Source organism: Marinobacterium sediminicola, assembly GCF_022343685.1.
GTDB classification, from domain to species: Bacteria; Pseudomonadota; Gammaproteobacteria; order Pseudomonadales; family Balneatricaceae; genus Marinobacterium; species Marinobacterium sediminicola.
Genome location: NZ_CP092123.1, coordinates 2,692,063 through 2,711,106, shown reverse-complemented (window position 1 = coordinate 2,711,106; position 19,044 = coordinate 2,692,063). Strand labels below are relative to the sequence as shown.

Annotated in this window: 16 protein-coding genes; 2 read left to right on the top strand and 14 right to left on the bottom strand. The window is 56.7% G+C overall.

Annotated elements, in window-relative coordinates:
• Nucleotide 1: 1 nt before the first annotated feature.
• The gene (locus LN244_RS12310; RefSeq protein WP_239040079.1) at nucleotides 2-1,189 is read right to left on the bottom strand and encodes an acetyl-CoA C-acyltransferase family protein; all 1,188 of its coding nucleotides are present in this window, start codon (nucleotides 1,187-1,189) and stop codon (nucleotides 2-4) included.
• 329 nt (nucleotides 1,190-1,518) lie between these two features.
• Here LN244_RS12310 and LN244_RS12305 point away from each other — a divergent pair, with 329 nt between their 5' ends.
• Nucleotides 1,519-1,755, top strand: a complete 237-nt coding sequence (locus LN244_RS12305; protein WP_239040078.1) for a hypothetical protein — start codon at nucleotides 1,519-1,521, stop codon at nucleotides 1,753-1,755.
• Between the two features lie 118 nt (nucleotides 1,756-1,873).
• Here LN244_RS12305 and cynS read toward each other — a convergent pair whose 3' ends face one another.
• From cynS to LN244_RS12290, 3 genes are all read right to left on the bottom strand, one after another.
• Nucleotides 1,874-2,317, bottom strand: a complete 444-nt coding sequence (gene cynS / locus LN244_RS12300) for a cyanase (RefSeq protein WP_239040077.1) — start codon at nucleotides 2,315-2,317, stop codon at nucleotides 1,874-1,876.
• 25 nt (nucleotides 2,318-2,342) lie between these two features.
• Nucleotides 2,343-4,070: a bifunctional protein-serine/threonine kinase/phosphatase gene (locus tag LN244_RS12295; protein WP_239040076.1), complete on the bottom strand. Its 1,728-nt coding sequence runs from the start codon at nucleotides 4,068-4,070 to the stop codon at nucleotides 2,343-2,345.
• An 86-nt stretch (nucleotides 4,071-4,156) separates the two neighbouring features.
• Entirely contained in the window at nucleotides 4,157-5,005 is an 849-nt protein-coding gene (locus tag LN244_RS12290; RefSeq protein WP_239040075.1) for a formate/nitrite transporter family protein, read from the bottom strand.
• Between the two features lie 366 nt (nucleotides 5,006-5,371).
• Here LN244_RS12290 and cysQ point away from each other — a divergent pair, with 366 nt between their 5' ends.
• Complete coding sequence (cysQ, locus tag LN244_RS12285; RefSeq protein WP_239040074.1) at nucleotides 5,372-6,175, top strand: 3'(2'),5'-bisphosphate nucleotidase CysQ; 804 nt, start codon at nucleotides 5,372-5,374, stop codon at nucleotides 6,173-6,175.
• A 71-nt stretch (nucleotides 6,176-6,246) separates the two neighbouring features.
• Here the strand turns inward: cysQ and LN244_RS12280 are convergent, their stop codons facing one another.
• The 10 genes from LN244_RS12280 to LN244_RS12235 all read right to left on the bottom strand — a co-directional run bounded on the left by LN244_RS12280 (nucleotide 6,247) and on the right by LN244_RS12235 (nucleotide 19,044).
• On the bottom strand, nucleotides 6,247-7,008 hold the full coding sequence (locus LN244_RS12280) for a DUF4197 domain-containing protein (protein ID WP_239040073.1): 762 nt from the start codon (nucleotides 7,006-7,008) through the stop codon (nucleotides 6,247-6,249).
• Nucleotides 7,009-7,060: 52 nt separating this feature from the next.
• A complete protein-coding gene (locus LN244_RS12275; protein ID WP_239040072.1) occupies nucleotides 7,061-7,942 on the bottom strand; it encodes a DMT family transporter in 882 nt (293 codons plus the stop codon).
• Between the two features lie 129 nt (nucleotides 7,943-8,071).
• Nucleotides 8,072-10,375, bottom strand: coding sequence for a bifunctional diguanylate cyclase/phosphodiesterase (locus LN244_RS12270; RefSeq protein WP_239040071.1), 2,304 nt, complete (start codon nucleotides 10,373-10,375; stop codon nucleotides 8,072-8,074).
• Between the two features lie 173 nt (nucleotides 10,376-10,548).
• The gene (locus LN244_RS12265) at nucleotides 10,549-11,316 is read right to left on the bottom strand and encodes a LuxR C-terminal-related transcriptional regulator (protein WP_239040070.1); all 768 of its coding nucleotides are present in this window, start codon (nucleotides 11,314-11,316) and stop codon (nucleotides 10,549-10,551) included.
• A 190-nt stretch (nucleotides 11,317-11,506) separates the two neighbouring features.
• Complete coding sequence (locus LN244_RS12260; RefSeq protein WP_239040069.1) at nucleotides 11,507-12,445, bottom strand: p-hydroxyphenylacetate 3-hydroxylase reductase component; 939 nt, start codon at nucleotides 12,443-12,445, stop codon at nucleotides 11,507-11,509.
• Between the two features lie 166 nt (nucleotides 12,446-12,611).
• Complete coding sequence (locus tag LN244_RS12255; RefSeq protein ID WP_239040068.1) at nucleotides 12,612-13,781, bottom strand: p-hydroxyphenylacetate 3-hydroxylase oxygenase component; 1,170 nt, start codon at nucleotides 13,779-13,781, stop codon at nucleotides 12,612-12,614.
• A 223-nt stretch (nucleotides 13,782-14,004) separates the two neighbouring features.
• On the bottom strand, nucleotides 14,005-15,186 hold the full coding sequence (locus LN244_RS12250; protein ID WP_239040067.1) for a Bcr/CflA family multidrug efflux MFS transporter: 1,182 nt from the start codon (nucleotides 15,184-15,186) through the stop codon (nucleotides 14,005-14,007).
• A 190-nt stretch (nucleotides 15,187-15,376) separates the two neighbouring features.
• Nucleotides 15,377-16,303, bottom strand: coding sequence for a 3,4-dihydroxyphenylacetate 2,3-dioxygenase (gene hpaD, locus LN244_RS12245; protein ID WP_239040066.1), 927 nt, complete (start codon nucleotides 16,301-16,303; stop codon nucleotides 15,377-15,379).
• Nucleotides 16,304-16,356: 53 nt separating this feature from the next.
• Entirely contained in the window at nucleotides 16,357-17,562 is a 1,206-nt protein-coding gene (locus LN244_RS12240; protein ID WP_239040065.1) for a multidrug effflux MFS transporter, read from the bottom strand.
• Nucleotides 17,563-17,613: 51 nt separating this feature from the next.
• Complete coding sequence (locus tag LN244_RS12235; RefSeq protein WP_239040064.1) at nucleotides 17,614-19,044, bottom strand: aldehyde dehydrogenase family protein; 1,431 nt, start codon at nucleotides 19,042-19,044, stop codon at nucleotides 17,614-17,616.

The following is a 19,044-nucleotide window of genomic DNA, read 5'->3' as shown; positions in this document are numbered from 1 at the left end:
ATTAAAGTCGTTCGAAGATCACGGCGATGCCCTGACCACCGCCGATGCACATGGTCACCAGGGCGTAACGGCCTTCAATACGCTGAAGTTCATAGAGCGCCTTGGTGGCGATATAGGCACCGGAGCAGCCGACCGGATGGCCCAGTGCGATAGCACCGCCGTTGGGGTTGGTCTTGTCGAGATCCAGCCCCAGTCCCTTGGCTACGGCCAGTGCCTGAGCTGCAAAGGCTTCGTTGGATTCGATCACATCCATCTGGTCCAGGGTCAGGCCGGCTTTTTCCAGCGCCAGACGTGATGCCGGGATCGGGCCTTCGCCCATGATTTCGTTGGAGACTCCAGCCAGCGCATAGGAGACCAGTCGTGCGATTGGCTTGTGGCCATCACGTGCGGCGGCTTCCGCAGAGGCCAGTACCAGATAGGAAGCACCATCGTTGATGCCGGAGGCGTTACCGGCGGTGACGGTGCCGTCCTTCTTGAATGCAGGACGCATACCAGACAGTGACTCTGCCGTCGTGCCCGGCTTCACATGTTCATCGGTATCGACGATCTGCTCACCCTTGCGTGTCTTGATGCTGATCGGCACGATCTGGTCCTTGAAACGACCTTCTTCGATGGCGGCGGCGGCACGACGGTGGGACTCGGCAGCAAATGCATCCTGCTCTTCACGGGAGATGTCCCATTTTTCGGCCAGGTTTTCGGCCGTGATGCCCATGTGCCCGGCTCCGAAGGGGTCGCTCAGAGTGGCAACCATCATGTCGACCATGCTGGTATCGCCCATGCGGGCACCGCTGCGCATGGCGGTTGACAGGTAGCCGGAGCGGGACATGACTTCGACGCCACCGCCGATACCGTATTCGTAATCACCCAGCATGATGGTCTGGGCGGTTGAAACCACGGCCTGCAGACCTGAACTGCACAGGCGGTTAACCGCCATGGCGACCGAGTTCATCGGCAGACCCGCCTGAATGGACGCCACGCGGGCGACATAGGCAAAGCGGGAGTCGGTGGGGATGCAGTGACCGGAGGTGACGTAGTTGATCGATTGAGGATCAACGCCCGAGCGCTCGATGGCCGCCTTCATGACCTGCCCGGCCAGTTCTGCCGGCTCCAGCTGGCTCAAGCCACCACCGAATGATCCGATCGGAGAGCGGGCGGCGCTGAGTACAACCACTTCGTTATTCTTGTGCATCTTGGTCTCCATCATGTAGCGGAATAGTCGCGTTAGATATTCGATCCTCCGATCGGGCACCACAAGGTCTGAAGGGACTAGATTACTGTTCCTCCGGGAGCCGGATTGGAGGGTTTTCCCTGAACAACTCAGTACTCTTATACGTGAAAAGCGTGCAAGATATAAGCGCTTGAGCCCTTGTCTGCGCGGATTATCGGCATCTTGTGAACAGAATACCGGCGTCAGGTCTTCCTTCCGGCAGGGGTTGTGCTGAAACATCTCCCATATACCGGGTGACCACCTTGTTGGCCCAGCGCCACACATTTAACTGTTACAGGCACACGTGCATCATGAATATGTTTTCTGCCAGAGGCATCGTTATCGCCACGGTTCTCTATCTGGGCATCCTCGCCGGAGTGATCGTCAATGGCAGCGGCTGGGCAGCACTGGCTGATGCCAAGATCGTGTGGGGCTTTCTTGCATATGGCTGGCCATTCCTGCTGCCGATGGCACTTGTGTTGATCCCTCTGGTTGCCCTGTTGGCCGAGGGCTGTTGTACCTTGTTTGAGCAGGAGGAGACGTCGTAAAAAGCACTCATGGCTGAATGTCTGGCAGCCCTGAAACTGTTGCATGCACCTGCTCCGATGCTTCAGAGGCAGCCTGTAGCATCGGAGCCTTAAGTACCTTCAATGCCCTGACTGCGTTTCAGTAACTCTTGTAGGGCAAAAACTTGCCCGACATCACCATGTTGACCCGGTCACCGTTCGGGTTTTCTTCGCGCTGGATATCCAGAGAGAAATCGATGGCACTCATGATGCCGTCACCAAACTCTTCGTGAATCAGCTCCTTCATGGCGCCACCGTAGACGCTGACGATCTCGTACAAACGATAGAGCAGTGGATCGGTGGGGATACCACCATCGCCCTTGTGTGGCACGATTTGTAGCCAGGCGATGGCTTCATCACTGAGTTCGAACAGCCGACCGATGGTTTCAGCCTGCTCCTTGTTGAAGGTCATCTGGCCGAGGCAGGCGGCGGTAGTCCATTCCTTGGACAGGCCCAGTTCGGCGGCAACGACCTCCCAGCGCAGGCCTTTGCTGACCTTGGTGGCGAGGATCATACGGGTCACGTCTTCTCTGCTGCTGATCATAAGTAACTCCTTGCGTTTTGCTTGCTTAGGGTGTGTGCGTGAGCAGGTAAACCACGGTCAGCGCCAGTCCAAGGGAAATACCCTGCCAGAACCGCACCGGGCTGCGTTCGATCAGCGGCGGTTTGGTGCGGTTAAGGAATCGCTGGCTGGGGTGGCGCAGGTCGTAAATGAATTCCGACAGGTCCTGGTAACGCCTGTCCGGGTCCGGGTGCAGGGCCTGTTTCAGGGTGTCATCGATCCAGGCCGGGATCTCGCGGTCTTCGTCCAGAACCGAGTCATATGACAGACGTTGTTGCGCGGCCCGGGTTCGGGTGCGGGCGACCTGGTTGCCGTAGGGGAAACGCCCGGACAGCATCTGATAGGTGATGACGGCCAGAGAATAGAGGTCGGCACGCCAGTCACCGTATTCGCCGATGAAGTATTCCGGTGCCGAGTAGAGAGCGGTGCCCAGCAAGTGGGGCTGCTCCAATGAATGGGCCGATTCAACGATACCGGCTACACGGGTGGCGCCAAAGTCGATGATGCGCACGGTACCCGCGCTGTCGATCATTACGTTGTCGGGCTTCAGGTCCTGATGCACCATTTCACGGCGATGAAACGCCAGTAGTCCGCGAGCGAGCTGATCGATGATGTTGCGTACACTTTCCAGATCGGGCCAGGGGTGATCACTGATCCACTGGGATAGTGTTTGTCCATCAATATATTCGGTTACGGTATACAGGTAATGACGCGGTCGGTTGGGAGGCATCGCCTTGAGGACATGGGGACTGTTGATGCGCCGGGCGATCCACTCTTCCATCATGAAGCGTTCCAGGTAGGCCGGGTCTTCTCCCAGATCGATGGAGGGCGTCTTGATCACCACCTGCTGCCCAGACTCCATATCCTGCGCCAGAAACACATGGCTGCGGCTGGTCGCATGGAGTTCACGCTGTATGCGGTAGCCTTCAAACACCATCCCGGGTTCCAGTGCGGGGGGAAGAGGCAACTGTTCCACCTGTTGTTGCAACACTTGATGACCCAATGACGGCAGATCATCGACACGCAGAATCTGCAGGGTCAGGTTGTCGGGACTGCCCTGTGCAAAGGCGGTTTCGACAATCGCCCGAGCGGCGTCGTTGAGGTTGTCGGTATGGGTGTCGAGCAGGGCAAGGATGTCAGCGTTATCCACATGCTCGTAGACGCCATCGGTGGCAAGCAGATAAAGGTCTCCGGGTTCAAGAGACAGAATCTGGTAGTCCAGTTCCAGTGAGTCGTCGATGCCCAGAGCACGGCTGAGGTAGCTTTCATGACCGGATATCCACAGGCGGTGGTCCTTGGTCAGCTGTTCCAGTGTGCGGTTGCGGACGCGATAGATTCGCGTATCTCCAACGTGGAACAGGTGAGCACTGCAGGCCTTCAGAATCAAGGCACTGAACGTACAGACATACCCCCGGTTGTGGTCCTGACGGTATTCACTGCTGGCGGTTTGGGCGTAGAGCCAGGAGTTCGTGGCCGAGAGTACCTTTTCGGCGGATGTTTTGACTGACCAGGTTTCTGACGTACAGAAATAGTCATCGAGAAAGGACTTTACGGCGGCGGCGCTGGCGATCTGGCTGACGTCGCTGGAACTGATTCCATCGGCCAGTGCCAGAGCCGCTCCCTTGAGACTGAGCTGGGGCTCTGAAGGGATCAGCGCGCCGTGAAAATCCTGATTGCCGGGCTTGCGTCCCTTGTCAGTGAACTGTCCCAGGCTGAGTTTCAGTCCTGAATTCATGATCTGTGCTCTCCCGGTGGGTTGCTGGGTTGCGCAGAGTAGGGGCAGCGTCCCTCAGGAGACGCTGCGGCTGGAGGATGATGAAATCAGGCAGAGGTGGTCGCCGGTTTGGTGCCTGCAGTGGTTGCCACTTTTCGCTTGGCGCCGGTACGTACATGGGTGGTGTAGAGGGTCAGACCGGTAAAGGCGAGGCCACCGACCAGGTTACCCAGTGCGGTTGGAATCTCGTTCCAGATCAGGTAGTCCGCGACAGAGAAGTCGCCGCCCATGATCATGGCGAACGGGAACAGGAACATGTTGACCACAGAATGCTCGAAGCCCATGAAGAAGAACAGCATGATCGGCATCCACATTGCCAGCACCTTGCCGCTGACATGGGTTGAAATCATGGCGCCGACCACACCCATGGACACCATCCAGTTACACAGCATGCCGCGGATGAAGATGGCAAGCCAGCCATCCGCACCATAGGCGGCATAGCCGACGGTACGCGCTTCACCGATGCTGGCGACTTTCTCGGCGATGGCACCGCCGTCGGTGTTATATCCCATGGTGAAGATGTAGGACATCATGACGGCGACGGTAAATGCCCCCGCGAAGTTGCCCACGAATACCAGCCCCCAGTTGCGCAGGATCTGTGATGGCGTAACGCCCGGGCGCTTGTCGAGCCAGGCCAGCGGCGTGAGCATGAATACCCCGGTGAGCAGGTCAAAACCCATCAGGTAAAGCATGATGAAACCGACTGGGAACAGCAGAGCGCCGATCAGAAATACGCCGGTTTGAACGGCCACGGTCACGGCAAACACAGCGGCCAAGGCCAGTATGGCCCCGGCCATATAGGCTCGGATCAGGGTATCGCGGGTGGACATGTGAATCTTGGCTTCGCCAGCATCCACCATTTTGGTTACAAACTCGGTTGGCATCAGATAGGCCATGGTGATCACCTCTTGTAGAGACAGTCGTTCAGGAGTGCGCGAGAGCCATAAAAAAACGGCGCTCAGACACCACCGGCCGTTGCGGGTGGGGTCTGAACGCCGTTGTCCAATGACACTCAATTTTCTCTGAAGCCTGCGTTGGCTTCATCTACGCTGAACGTTGCAGAGTGTGTGCCAAAATGAAAAAGATTTTTTAAGTGTTTGTTTATGAATCCTTTTTATGTATTGGGTCTTTAGAATTACCAAGCGAGGCGCTGCGCGCAAATGGTGCGTGGCCATACGTTTGTGCGCTGCAATAGCGCACGTTGATCCTTGCCGGGAGTGTTAAAATGCAAGCTACCATCCATTTGATGCACAGGAGTGTCCATGCCTTCCTCTATCAGTCAGCCTTTGCCATTGGCGTTCTTGTTGCAACAGGTCGAAGCCATTGCACGTGAAGCCGGTGCCGCGATCCTTGATATCTACGGTGAAGATGACTTTGGTGTAGAGCATAAGGCCGACGAATCTCCCCTGACGCGGGCTGATCTGGCGGCCAACAGGGTGATCGTGGAGGGCTTGAGTGCTTTGGTGCCGACTCTGCCGATCCTGACCGAAGAGGCAGTGGAGGACTTTACCGGTCCTGATGATCAGGGCCGTTACTGGCTGGTGGACCCGCTGGATGGCACCAAGGAGTTCATCAAGCGTAATGGAGAGTTTACCGTCAATATTGCCCTCATCGAGCAGGGGCGTCCGGTGCTGGGGGTGGTGCTGGCGCCGGTACTGGATACTCTCTGGCTGGCGGCCGAAGATCTGGGCGCCTTCCGCATTGATGGCGAGGGCGAGCGTCAGGCCATCAAGGTCAGTACCCACACACCCGATGCGCCTTGGAAAGTCTACGGCAGTCGTTCACATCTGGGGCCGCATACGCTGGCCTGGATGGAGGCGTTGGGCTCGTATGAACTGATTCGCATGGGCAGTTCGATCAAGCTCTGTCTGGTGGCCGAAGGCAAGGGGGATCTGTATCCCCGGCTGGGGCCGACCTGCCTCTGGGATACGGCCGCCGCGCATGCGGTGATCAGCGCTGCGGGCGGGCAGTTGCTGACCCCGGAAGGGGATGAGCTGAGTTATGCCGACACAACTGAAACCCTGAACCCGCATTTTATCGTGTATGGTGGTTCGAAGCCGGAGTAAGCGCTTGCATGGCTCGAAAGCGAGCTATGCAAGCCAGCCAAACTGCCCCTTGATCCATACTGCCAATCGGCTCAGGAGCCAAACACGGTTTTCAACAGATCAGTGGTGCGTGCCACCGGATTTTCACGGATTTTCTTTTCTTCCTGTGCCAAGCGCAGGAAAAGCCCATCCAGGGCTGCTTCTGTTACGTGATTACCCAGGTTCGGACTCATGCCCTGCAGCATGGGGACCTGCTCTTCAGCCTGTGAGACCAGCAGCTGATATGCCTGAATGACGCCGGTACTGGCCATTGCCTGCTCAATCAGAGGTTTCAGTTTTGCACTGAGTGGATCATGAGTCTTGTCGCGAAAATAGTCGGTGGCGGCGGTGTCACCACCTGAATAGATGCGGCGAGCGTCGTCCAGTGTCATGTTTTCCAGCGTATCCATGAAAATGGGAGTGGCTTCGCTGATCGCCTGTTCGGCGGCAGAGTTCATGCTGGCCTCGAAAGCATCTACCTGTGCGCCCAGACCATAGTTGCGCATCAGTCCGCCAACGGATTCGAGCATGCCGGGCATGGGGATACGGACATCGGCGTGGTTGGCGAAGCCACCATTGGCTGCCAAACGGTCAATGGCTCGTTCACCTCCGACCCGCAAGGCTTCCTTCAAGCCCTTGGCAAGGGTGGCAGTGTCCACACCCTCAGGAACGGCAGTGGAGCTGCTTTCAGAGGAGGTTTGCTGTTGCAGGATCTTTTCTCCCTGTTTCAGCGGGTCATCCCAGCCGGCCTGAGCCGGGGATAGAAGCGTCAGCGACAGGGCAAGGCCGGTGACAATGGATACTCGAGTGTTCATGGTGGAATTCTCCTGAGGGGCGAGCGCCCTGTCAGTATAGTCGGCAGTTCGATCAGTGATGTTTAAGCCATGCTCGCACGGCGGGCCAGCGATTGACCAGCATGGCGAGGAAAATCAGCGCACAGCCGCTGAACTGCAGAGTGGTCATCGACTCGCCTAGCCAAAGCGCAGCCAGTAGTGCGGTCCAGACCGGCTCCAGGGTCATAATGATGGCCGTATGGCTGGGGGGAGCCAGGCTTTGAGCATGGGTCTGCACCAGAAAGCGCAGGCTGGTAGCGATGAGGGCACTGGCGATCAGCCAGCCCCAGATTGCCGGAGGCTGATTGAAGTTCCAGTCCTCAATCAACAGCGAGATGGTGCCGGTTATCAGGCCGGTGATCAGCAGCTGAACTGCTGTGAGAGGCAGTGCTGGCAGGCGCGTGGCGGCGCGGCTGTTGAGTATGAACGTGAACGAGAACAGCAGGGCCGAGAGCAGGAAAAACAGCTCAGCCAGGCCAAGATGGAACTCGCTGTCCAGTGACAGACAGGCGAGCCCTGTAATGACAAAGGGAATCGACAGATAGACGTAGGGGCCTGAGCGGTCACCAAAAAACAGACTGATCAGGGGAACCAGAACCACGCCCAGTCCGGTCAGGAAGGCACCTATGCCGACATGGCTGGTCATCTCCAGTGCCAGAATCCAGAAGGTCAGGGCGGTCCCGAAAAAAGAGCCAACCAGACAGGCACTTTTCCATTGCTGGCCATTGAACATGCGCATGGCAGACCAGCCAATGGCAGCCAGAATCAGGCCCGCGCTGACAAAGCGCAGTGCCATGAACAGAAGTGGGGCGAGGCCCTGAACGGCTTCACGGGAGAAAATCCAGCCGGCTGCTGCCAGTATCGTGGTGAGCAGTAACAGCAGATCGGCTTTATGGTGTGTGGACAAGATCAGCATCCTTTGCGTTGTCATCGGGCAGGGGGCAGAGCCAGGGCAGCATTTTAACAGATCGCATGCTGGTGATGAGGACAGAACAAGTCAGATATGAAAGTCGCTTTGAAGCGGGCCCTCGGGAAGGCAGAAGGTTCAGCCGGCCCTGGCCTCGGTATCAGGCATCAGGAAGTGACCGGTTGAGAGCATTTCTACAATCTTGTCCAGTCGCTCGGGACGGCTGAAGTAGTAACCCTGAAAACGTTGGCAGCCCATTTTGACCAGAGCGGTCACCTGTTTTTCCAGCTCAACGCCTTCCACAACAACATGCATGTTGTGGCTACGAGCGATATAGATGATGCTCTGAATCATGTTGGCGGCTCGTTCGTCGTCGAGCATGCTGTCCACGAAGCTCTTGTCAATCTTGAGCTCGTCGATCGGCAATTTGCGTAACAGGCTCAGCGACGAATAGCCCGTACCAAAGTCATCCATGGAGATACGAATGCCCTCCCTTCGCAGATGTTTGACGGTGCTGAGAACCTGATCGAAATTGTGCATGACAAGGGTTTCCGTGACCTCAAGAACGAGTTCCTGAGGGGGAATGCCCCAGGTATTAAGAGCGTGTAAAACGCTTTGAACAAAGTCGGGTTGTTCAAACTGTATTACGGAGATATTGATGCCGAGATCCAGTGTGATACCGCAGTCTCTGCGCAGTTTGGCGTATTCCGACAGGCTGGTATCCATAACAAAGCGGCCGAGGCTGATCATCAGGCCTGTTTGCTCGGCGACTTCAACAAATTCGGCGGGCGATACGAACCCAAGTTCTTCATCATGCCAGCGCACCAGTGCTTCAAGGCCTACCATATGCCCCTTTTCATCCAATTGCGGCTGGTACACCATGTTCAGCAAGTCGCGGCTCAAGGCATATTTCAAACGTTGTTCAATGGTCAGCCGTCTGAGGTAAGCCATCTCCATTTCGCTACGATAGATACAGAAGGAGTTGCGGCTTTGTTTGGACTTGTACAGCGCCAAGTGAGCACTACGTAACAGGTTGCTGTTGGACTTTCCGTGTTCGGGATAAATGGCCAGTCCCACGCTTGCGGTCAGCTGAATTCGAAAATGTCCGACATCGAAACTCTTGGCCAGTTTTTCGACCAGTGTTTGGCAGGATGTCTGCAAATGCATCAAGTCGGTGTTGTAGGTCGTGATAACAAATTCATCGCCACCGAGTCGGGCAAGCAGATCACCGGAATCCAGCATTGTTTGCAGCCGTCGGGCGAGTTCGATCAGGGCTTGGTCCCCGGCTTCCTGTCCGTAGCGGTCGTTAATGCCTTTGAAGTTGTCGACGTTGATCACGACAACGGTGAAAGGCTTCTGGGCAGCCAGCAGCTCATTCATTTTACCGAGCAGGCCAGCCCGATTGAGGATCCTTGTCAGGTCATCATGGGTGGAGTGGTAAAAAAGCTCCTGGTTGCGCTTCTTGGCGGCGTTATCAATGATGCGGAACAGGAACAGCAAGACTGCTGAGATGCCCAGATAAATCAGCAGGTACTGGACGAATGCGGCAAAGAAATCCTGCCAGATCGGCTTGAAGCGCGTTTCAGAAACAATCCAGAGTTGATAGCGTGGATTGAAGATGGCGGCTGTCAGCGTACGCTGGCCATTCAGTTCGGTGGTGAGTGTGAAGGCCTTATCGAGCTGTTTGATTTCAGCTTCCGTCATCCCCAGTTGAGCTTCATACTTCAGGCGTTTTTCACGTCGCTCTTCCATGGTCGTCAAGGCACGTGAATACCAACTTGTGTGGCTGTCTTCACGTGATATGTATTGCACGTAGCCATCGACTTCCCGGAACAGCATCACGCTATCGTCCGGACCATTATGCAATTGTTTGTCGAAAACGCCGCCACCGGATCCGAGCCGCAACCCGGCTGTCATTACGGCTACGACTTCACCCCTGTCGTTACGCAGTGCCTTGCGTATCGGAATAGTCCAGGTATCACGGGGTTCAGAATAGTAGGTCCTGCCGAGCACCATGGTGTCAGTTTCCAGTGTTTGTGCAAAACTTTCGGCAGTCGCAGGGTAGGTTCGCAGATTGGGCAGTTTCGAAAGATCAAGGTTGGAGCTGACGCGCACCAGCTTTCCGTCCGGTCGAGCAAGGCCAAAACCGATCAGGGCATTGTCGACTTTGAGAACGTTATCCAGCAACGGAACGGCTTCACTGGTATCGAATACATCACCTGTTCTCATCAGTTCTCGACCGATGACATCCAACACCAGCTCTTGGGTTCTCAATACGCTGTCTACCGCCTGAGAAACCAGCTGTGCTCTGCTCATGTGATAGGTTTGATAGCCGATATAGATGGATTGCCAGCGGTTGTACAGGATGACCGAGAGTAAAAGAGCGCCTCCCAGCAGGATCAGCCAGCAGAGCGTCCAGAGATTGCGTTTTAAAACAGCCATGGCACTTGTCCGGAGTGGCACTTGATGAATAATGTCATGGCGCTCTCTGCCCAGGCTAGCGGTGACAATTTGGCTTCAGTATCGTTACTGCAATATATGCCAACACTATAGTAAAGAATACGTTACAACGAGATGTTTCGGTTCACTGGGTCTGGATCAAAATCAGCGTAAAATCATTGGCAAAGTGCAAACAGCTGAGCACGGCTTGAGATACCCAGTTTTTCATAGGCGCGCTTGCGGTAAGTGATCACACTGCTGACGGCTACATCCAGTTCGGCCGCAATGGCTTCGTTCTTCTTGCCACGCAGCACGGCGCGACAGACCTGCTGCTCACGCTCTGATAAAAACGCCAAGGGGCCCTCCAGCCGAAGTCGTTCATTCAGCTCGAAGTGTTTACTGATAAGGATGCTGATCAGGGCGCACACACTCTGGCTGAAGTCTTTGCTGTCGAAACGGGCATCGAAGCCGGGGTCTCTGCGGTAGAGGTTTATATAGTAATTGCCCTGGTCTGTACCGCGAATGATCGAAATCTTGTCGGAAAAGCCGGGTGTCTCGAAGAACGCTTTCCGGTAATGAAGCCCCATGTCACCACTGACCGAGTTGAAACGTACGACTTCCACCGCGCCGGACATGATGGTCTTGAGCGTCTTGAAATTGGGATCCTGCAAATAGTGTCGATCGCTGACGTAAGCTTCTGCCAGACGTTTGCCGGAGGCTTCGCGTGCATAGTCCTTATAGATCAGCGTTGATACCTGTTTGCCGTCCGCACAATAGAACACCATACACTGTTCGGTACCGAACTCGCGCTGGAGCCAATCCAGGAATGCATCATAAAAACCGGTGGTGCCCAGCTGTTCCAGAACATTGAGAATATCCCCGGACGGTATCCAGCCTGGCGTCAGGTTACAGGCAGTATCAGTGGCGGGAAGCGGATCTGGCATCAGCAGTCTCCGTCAGGAAGGTGATTACAGCTTAGTGTATAACGGCGAAGGATATTATGGAGCGGATGGCGTGTAGGGGAAAGCCGGGGGAGGGATACCTGTATCCCAGCACCGCCGTCTCTTTCGGTACTGGAGGTATCCCGAGTGACCGGCCCGGGGGCCGGTCTAGTTGGAAAAGCAGGGATGCCGATTAGAGACCGGCAAGACCCTTGAGTACCTTCTTGAAGGTTGCCAGCTCTTCTTCGCTGAACTGACCAAACATTTTGTCCTGTTCCTGCAGAGAAAGTTTCCACAGAGCCTCTGCCTGATCATGGCCTGCTTCGGTAATGGTGAAGCAATTCTCATTGCAGGTTACCAGGCCTTTGCTCTTCAGGATCTCGATGGCGTTATCCACTTCCTGATCCGGCATGTTGACTTCCTTCAACAGCTCATCACGGCTCAGCTTGGGCGTTTCCTGCAACACCATCAGCATGCGTGCTTCGCTGGTCCGCAGACCGGAAGACAGCTGCAGCGGGGTGTAATCGGCCTGGTAGGCACGTGTGGCCTGCAGCATCAGGTAGTAGTAGTTGTTCTCGAAGCGTGACTTCAGACGCTCGACAGCCGCAGGCTGGTCGTCCTGCTTGGCCGGGAAGCGGGAGTGCGGCATGACCACGGAGTAGCTGCCCTGATGGTACAGCAGGGGGGCGCGGCCTGCGTCTTCGAAAGCGACAACCTTGCCGATCAGGATCCAGTGGTCACCACCGTCTACGGTTTCGTAGGACTCACACTGGAAGCAGGCAGAGGTGTGCGGCAGCAAAGGCGCACCACCGAAACCTTCGGTGTACTCAACGCCGGCGAACTTGTCTTCGCTGGGACGGGCAAAGTGATTGGAAATTTCAATCTGGTCGGCCGCCAGGATGTTCACGGCGAAGTGGGTGGCCTTTTCAAAGATCTCGCAGCTGCCGGAGCGCTTGTCGATGCTCCACAGAATCAGTGCCGGTTCCAGAGAAACGGAATTGAAGCTGTTGGCAGTTACACCGGTCTTGACGCCATCGGGTGTCTGGGCGGTAACAACGGTAATGCCGGTGGCAAAGTTGCCCAGCGCACGACGAAAGGCTTTGGGATCGAATTCAGTGACTTGATTGCTCATATCAGCACCTGGATGTTGGGTTCTTATGTTGGGCTGCAGCACCGCAGTGACATGGGGTGGTTACAGGCACAGATATGCCTGCCGGATTAGCAGCCTGTCCCGTGAAAACAGGGACAGGGCGCACAACTTGCGTGTGCGCCCGGTTATATGCCTTGTAGCGGCTGGATCAGAGCAGGGTGGGATCCGGCTCAAGACCCAGAATTTCACGACCGATGATCTGGGCGCATACATCGTAGTCAGTGTAGGCATGAGCCGCAGTCATGTTGGACTCGCGCCACAGGCGCTGACCTTCACGGTCGGTGTACCAGTTGGAGGCGCCCATCACGGCCCACAGACGGTTAACGGCTTCGACGCACATCTTGATGGCATAGGCCTGGTTGGTACGCCAGTGCGCCAGTGTGTAGCGATCCGGGTACTCGTGACGCTCACCGTATTCCTTGTGCTCGTTCCAGGTCTTCTCCAGGTAAGCACGTGCAGCACAGACCTGCTGATAGGATTCGGCGATACGCAGGATCGGCGGAATGGATTCTTTAACCTGTGCACCGGTGTAGGCACGTACACGGTTCTGGGTGATTTCCTTGTACACGTCGATCATGCGCTCGGCCACACCCAGGCTCATGGCGGCGAAACCACAAGCGAAGTACGGACGGTACGGAGTGTGATAAATCTTGCTGTCCGGGTACAGGGAACGGCCCTTGTGACGGCCTTCCATCATATCCTTGGCTGCCTGGATACGGTGCTCAGGTACAAACACGCCCTTGATGCTGGCGGTTTTGGTACCACTGCCCTGCATGCCGGCTGAGTGCCAGTCATCAATGATGGTGAACTCGCTCTTGGGAATCACGGCAAAGCTGTAGATTTTCTCGCCTGCGTCGTCAAATCGGTTGAAACCAACGATGATCCACTGGGCGTGATCGACACCGGAGCTCCACTTCATGTCGCCGGTGAAGAGAATGCCGCCTTCCACTTCTTCATGCTTGCCGAAAGGTGCGATGGAGCTGGATGCAACAGCGTCCGGGTTTTCACCCCAGAACTCGTCCTGGGCTTCCTTCGGGAACATGGCCATCTGGTGGTTGTGGGTGCACAGCAGGCTGTAGGCCCAGGCTGTGGAGCAGCAGGCACCAGCCAGAGCTGCGATGCAGTCGGTGAATTCTGGCAGGCTAATTTCCAGACCCCCGTAAGCTTTCGGCAGGAAAGCACGGTTCAGACCGATGCCGTGCAGCATATCAATGTTTTCCTGCGGCACCATGCGCAGCTCTTCAGCCTTGCTGGCATTTGCGCGAATGGCCGGAAGGATCTCTTTGAGTTTCTCAAGCATCGGATTGTGCATAGTCATCTGGATCTTCTCTCTTCTAATAGTCTGAAACTGCTGCAACCGCGTTGGGCATTTGGGGAACCGGTTAGCAGCGAAATAGGGATCCGCTAGGATTTACCGATTATGCGGAGCTATGCCGATACAGGAAATGTAAAAAACTGGTTAGTTGTTGTATTTTTCTGTATTCACCCCTGCGTGACGCAGGGGGACCACTTCAGTATAGACAAGCGGAAATGCAGGCAATTCAATCATGATTGCGGGTGAGTGCCAGGGCGGCCAGTGAGCCAACTCCGGTGAGGCCAATAATCAGGGTCATTGGCAGCGGTGAGCCATCATGCAGTGCACCGGTGGTTGAACTGGCCAGAGCGCCCAATCCGAACTGACAGGCGACGGCCAGACCTGCTGCGGCACCGGCCTGTTGAGGATAACGAGACAACAGGCTGGCCATGCAGTTCGAGCCCAGTACACCTGTCACGCTGACGAAGCCCAGCAGGCCCGCCACAATAAGCGGCAAGCCACCCAGCCCCGTCGTGCCTGCAAAGATCAGAACCAGACCAGACAGGGCGGCCAGTCCAGCGCCGGCTACCAGCAGTTTCTGGGTACCGAAGCGGCCGACATAGCGGGCGTTAAGACTGACCAGTACGATAATGCCGCCGATATTGAGGCTGAAAAACCAGGCGTAATGCTGGGGGCTGACGCCAAAATATTCGATATACACGAACGGAGATGCCGTGATGTAGGAAAACATGCCGGCAAAGGTCAGGCCCATGCAGAGAATGTAACCGATCGCGACAGGCTGCATGCCGATCTGAAGATAGGCCTTGAACACCGCCAGAATGCTGGCGTTGCGAGAGTCACCGTGATGTGTCTCGGGAATCTTCCAGGCGCTGAAAACCAGCATCAGCGCCGCGAAGGCAAAGAGCACCATGAACAGCGAACGCCAGCCGGATATCAGAATCAGGTAGCCGCCGATCAGGGGGGCGATCAATGTCGCAATCATGGTGACCAGGTGCATCAGTGACAGCACGCGAGCGGCTTCATTGAGCGGGAAAAGGTCGCGAACGATGGCGCGTGCCAGTACCGATGCAGCAGCACCGCCCAGCGCCTGCATGAAACGCGCCGCAATGAGCCATTCGGCACTGTCAGCCAGGATGCAGCCGATAGTGGCGACCAGATAGAGGCCGATGCCACCCAGCAGCAGACCACGGCGACCGAATTTGTCCGAAAGGGGCCCATAAAACAGCATGCCAATGAACAACCCGATCAGGAAGGCGCTGATGGTCAGCTGAATGCTGGACTCCGGGGCCTGAAGGTCCTCGGCAATGAGAGGCAGGCTGGGCAGGTACATGTCGATCGACAGTGGACCGAAAGCGACGAGCGCGGCCAGCAGTACGATCAGGCGTTTGGGGTTGGCTACCGATGACATCATGGACTCCGGTGTTGTGTCGGGGTTGGCGTCAGAGTTTTGATGAAGCAAATCTTACCACTGTCGGGCATGTATTTAATATATTAACTAGATTGCGGTGTCGAATGTACAGGTCCCATAACAGTCTAGACCTGAAACGAAAACGGCCTGCAAAGGCAGGCCGTTAAGTGCAGGGTGATCAGTCTGGCGCTTAAACGCGGCTTGAACCCGGTTCGAAGCTCTTGGTCACGGAAGCCTGAGGGCCTGGTACCTTGTCGCCGCTGACGGCTGAGACCGGGAAGATGGCATTGATCTGGCCGGTGCCGGAGCTGCCGAAGTAAGGGGTCACCACTTCGGCCTTCTGGTCGTACTCGGACCAGCCCAGAGCGCCCAGCAGCATGGCGGTGTCATGCATGAAGCCTTCGCCGTGACCTTTCACCGCATACTCCGGCAGCATTTCGCAGAAGTCTTCCCATTCGGCATTTTCCCACATGCGCACAACTTCATGATCCAGGCGCTCAAGGAACGGAGACCAGGTCTTGGTGGCAAAGTCCGGAGCCTGGCCGTTCTGAGCAAAGCGGTGCGACAGAGAGCCGGAGGCGAGGATCGCAACCGTACCCTCGTACTTCTCTTCGATCGCCTTGCGCAGTGCCCAGCCCAGGCGTGCACTGTCGTTCAGGTAATGCACGGTGCACATGGCGGAGATGGAGACTACCTTGAAGTGGCGATCTTCGTTCATGTAGCGCATCGGTACCAGAGTACCGTATTCCGGATCCAGGGAGGTGGAATCATGGGCCAGGGTTTCGACACCCTGAGCGTTGCACTCTTCGGCGATCAGGCGACCCAGTTCCGGGTTGCCGTCATATTCAAACTCCATGTTGGAGATGAAGTGCGGCAGCTCGTTGCTGGTGTAGGTACCGGCCCAGTGAGCGGCGCAATTGATATGGTAATTGGCATTCACCAGCCAGTGGGTGTCGAACACCACGATAGTGTCAACGCCCAGTTCGCGACAGCGGCGGCTGATCTCTTTATGGCCATCAATGGCAGCCTGACGGAAGCCTTTCTGAGGACCGTCCAGTTCCGACAGGTACATGGACGGAACGTGTGTGATTTTTGCAGCTAATGCGAGTTTACCCATGAGGCTATCCTCTTCTATTTGTATCGGGCATACACCCGGTCAAGCATTGGGCATCAGGACTGTGGAGTCGATGCCGAATCCGTTGTTAGGCGGCCTGCTCGCCATGCCTGCCAGTGCGCAAGCAGAGCAATACAGGGGGCCAGCAATATGCAGCTGAACAGGGTGGTGATGCCTAGCTCCAGCAGCCAGGGTACCAGCTGAGCGATGGCGGCTCCGGTCAGCAGCTGGATGAAGCCCATCAGCCCTGAAGCCGTTCCGGCCGAGCCGGTCGCGCAGCTGATCGCTGCGGACTGTGCATTGGGCTGGCTCAGCCCGCGGCCAAAGGTAACCAGTGCCATCGGCAAAAACAGGGAAGCGAACGTCAATGCCCCTGACAAAGCGAACAGCAGCAGTATGGCTGCGCCGATCAGCGACAATACGTTGCCCAGCAGGACCATCTGGTCGATGCTGAAGTGGCGTGCCAGCTGAGTTGAGCTGAAACTGCCGAGCATGAAGGCCAGCGATACCGCCAGGAACCAGAGACCGAAGTCTGCGGAATCGCCCTGTAGCTGGTCCACGACCAGGTAGGGGCTGCTGCCGACAAACAGGTAAAAGGCCGAGGCGATTGCCGTGGTGGAAACCGCATAGCCCAAGTATTGACCTGATTGCAGCACTTCGCCATAACGGCCAACCAGACTGCCCAGCCGCAGGTTTGGACTGCGTTCAGTGCAGGTTTCAGGCAGCTGAATCAAAGCGAACAGCCAGACCAGTGCTCCCATCACGATCGACACGTAAAAGACCGACTGCCAGCCACTCCAGAGGTTGAGGTAACCGCCAAGAGTCGGAGCAATCGACTGCGCGATGGCAATTGCCATGACCACGTAACCCATGCGTCCGGCAGCGCCGGCACGGCCATGGACATCCAGAATGATGGTACGTGCCAGCACCATGGCCGTGCTGCCGCCCAACGCCTGGAGCACGCGTCCGGCAATCAGCCATTCCACACCTGTGGCCTGTGCAGCCAACAGGCTGCCGGCGACATGAAGGCCCAGCCCGGTCAGCAGAATAGGTCGGCGGCCAAAAAAGTCGGCCAGCGGTCCTGAAATCAGCTGACCAAAAGCCAACGTCAGCAGGTAGGCGGTGAACGTGAGCTGGATGGTGCCGATATCCGCATGCAGCGCCTGCGCCGCATCCGGCATGGCCGGGACGAAGGCGTTCAGCGCCAATGGACTGGCCATGGCGATGAAAATCAGCAGGATAAGGGAAGGCGGTTGTCTCAACGATTGACCTGTTCAGCTTGAAGGCAGGGGCCGAAGCCCCTGACCTGATCCCTATTTCGGATCGCGAATGACCAGCAGACGCAGTTCGGTCATGTCTTCGATGGCGTAGCGAACGCCTTCACGACCCAGACCACTATCCTTCACGCCGCCGTAAGGCATGTGGTCAACACGCCAGGACGGTACGTCACCGATGACCACACCGCCGACTTCCAGTTCGTTCCAGGCTTTCTGGATCTTGTAGATGTCGCGGGTAAAGATGCCTGCCTGCAGACCGAAGTCTGAGTTGTTGACCTCTTTCAGAGCGGCATCGAAGTCAGTGAACTTGGACAGGATCGCAACCGGACCGAAGGCTTCCTGAGTGTTCACGTTCTGTTCCGGATCCACGTTTTCCAGCAGGGTGGCCTGCAGCATCGCACCCTCACGCTCGCCACCGGCCAGTACCGTGGCGCCGGCTTCTTTGGCTTCCAGAACCCAGTTATGCAGTCGGGTCGCTTCCTTCTCGGAGATCATCGGGCCGATAAAGGTGCTTTCGTCTTTCGGGTCACCGTGTACCAGACCGTTGACTGCGGCGGACAGCTTGTCACGCACTTCATCATAGTGCTTCTCGTGCACCATGATGCGCTGCACGCTGATGCAGCTCTGGCCGGACTGGTAGTAAGCGCCGAAGACGATACGGGCAACGGCATCATCGATATCGGTACCTTCGTCAACGATGCAGGCCGCATTGCCGCCCAGTTCCAGTACCACCGGCTTCTTGCCGGCCTTGGCCTTCAGCTGCCAGCCCACATCCGGAGAACCGGTGAAGCTCAGCAGCTTCAGGCGGTCGTCGGTGGTGAACAGATCGGCACCGTCACGGTGGCAAGGCAGAATGGAGAAGGCACCTTTCGGCAGGTCGGTTTCCGCCAGGATTTCACCGATGATGATCGCACCAATCGGCGTCAGGCTTGCAGGCTTCAGGATGAACGGGCAGCCTGCCGCAATCGCCGGAGCAACCTTGTGCGCGGCCAGGTTCAGCGGGAAATTGAACGGGGAGATGAAGGAGCAGGGACCGATCGGTACACGCTTCCACATGCCGGTGTAGCCTTCGGCACGGGGGCTGATGTCCATCGGCACCACCTCGCCACCGATGCGGGTGGCTTCTTCCGCCGCGATACGGAAGGTGTCGATCAGACGGGTCACTTCACCACGAGCATCCTTGATCGGCTTGCCGGCTTCGATGCACAGGGCAACGGCCAGTTCTTCGGCACGTTCTTCAAAACGCTTGACGCAGTAGTTCAGGATATCCTGACGCTTGTATGCCGGCAGCTTGCTCATTGCTTCGGCGGCAGCATCGGCAGCGGCAATCGCCTGATCGATGGCAGCAGCGTCAGCCATGGCAACGCGAGTGGCCACTTCACCGGTGAACTTGTCGTACACCGCCAGGTCCTGGTTAGGAGCCTGGGCTTCATTGGCCAAGTAGTAAGGGTAGGATGCTTGCAGCAT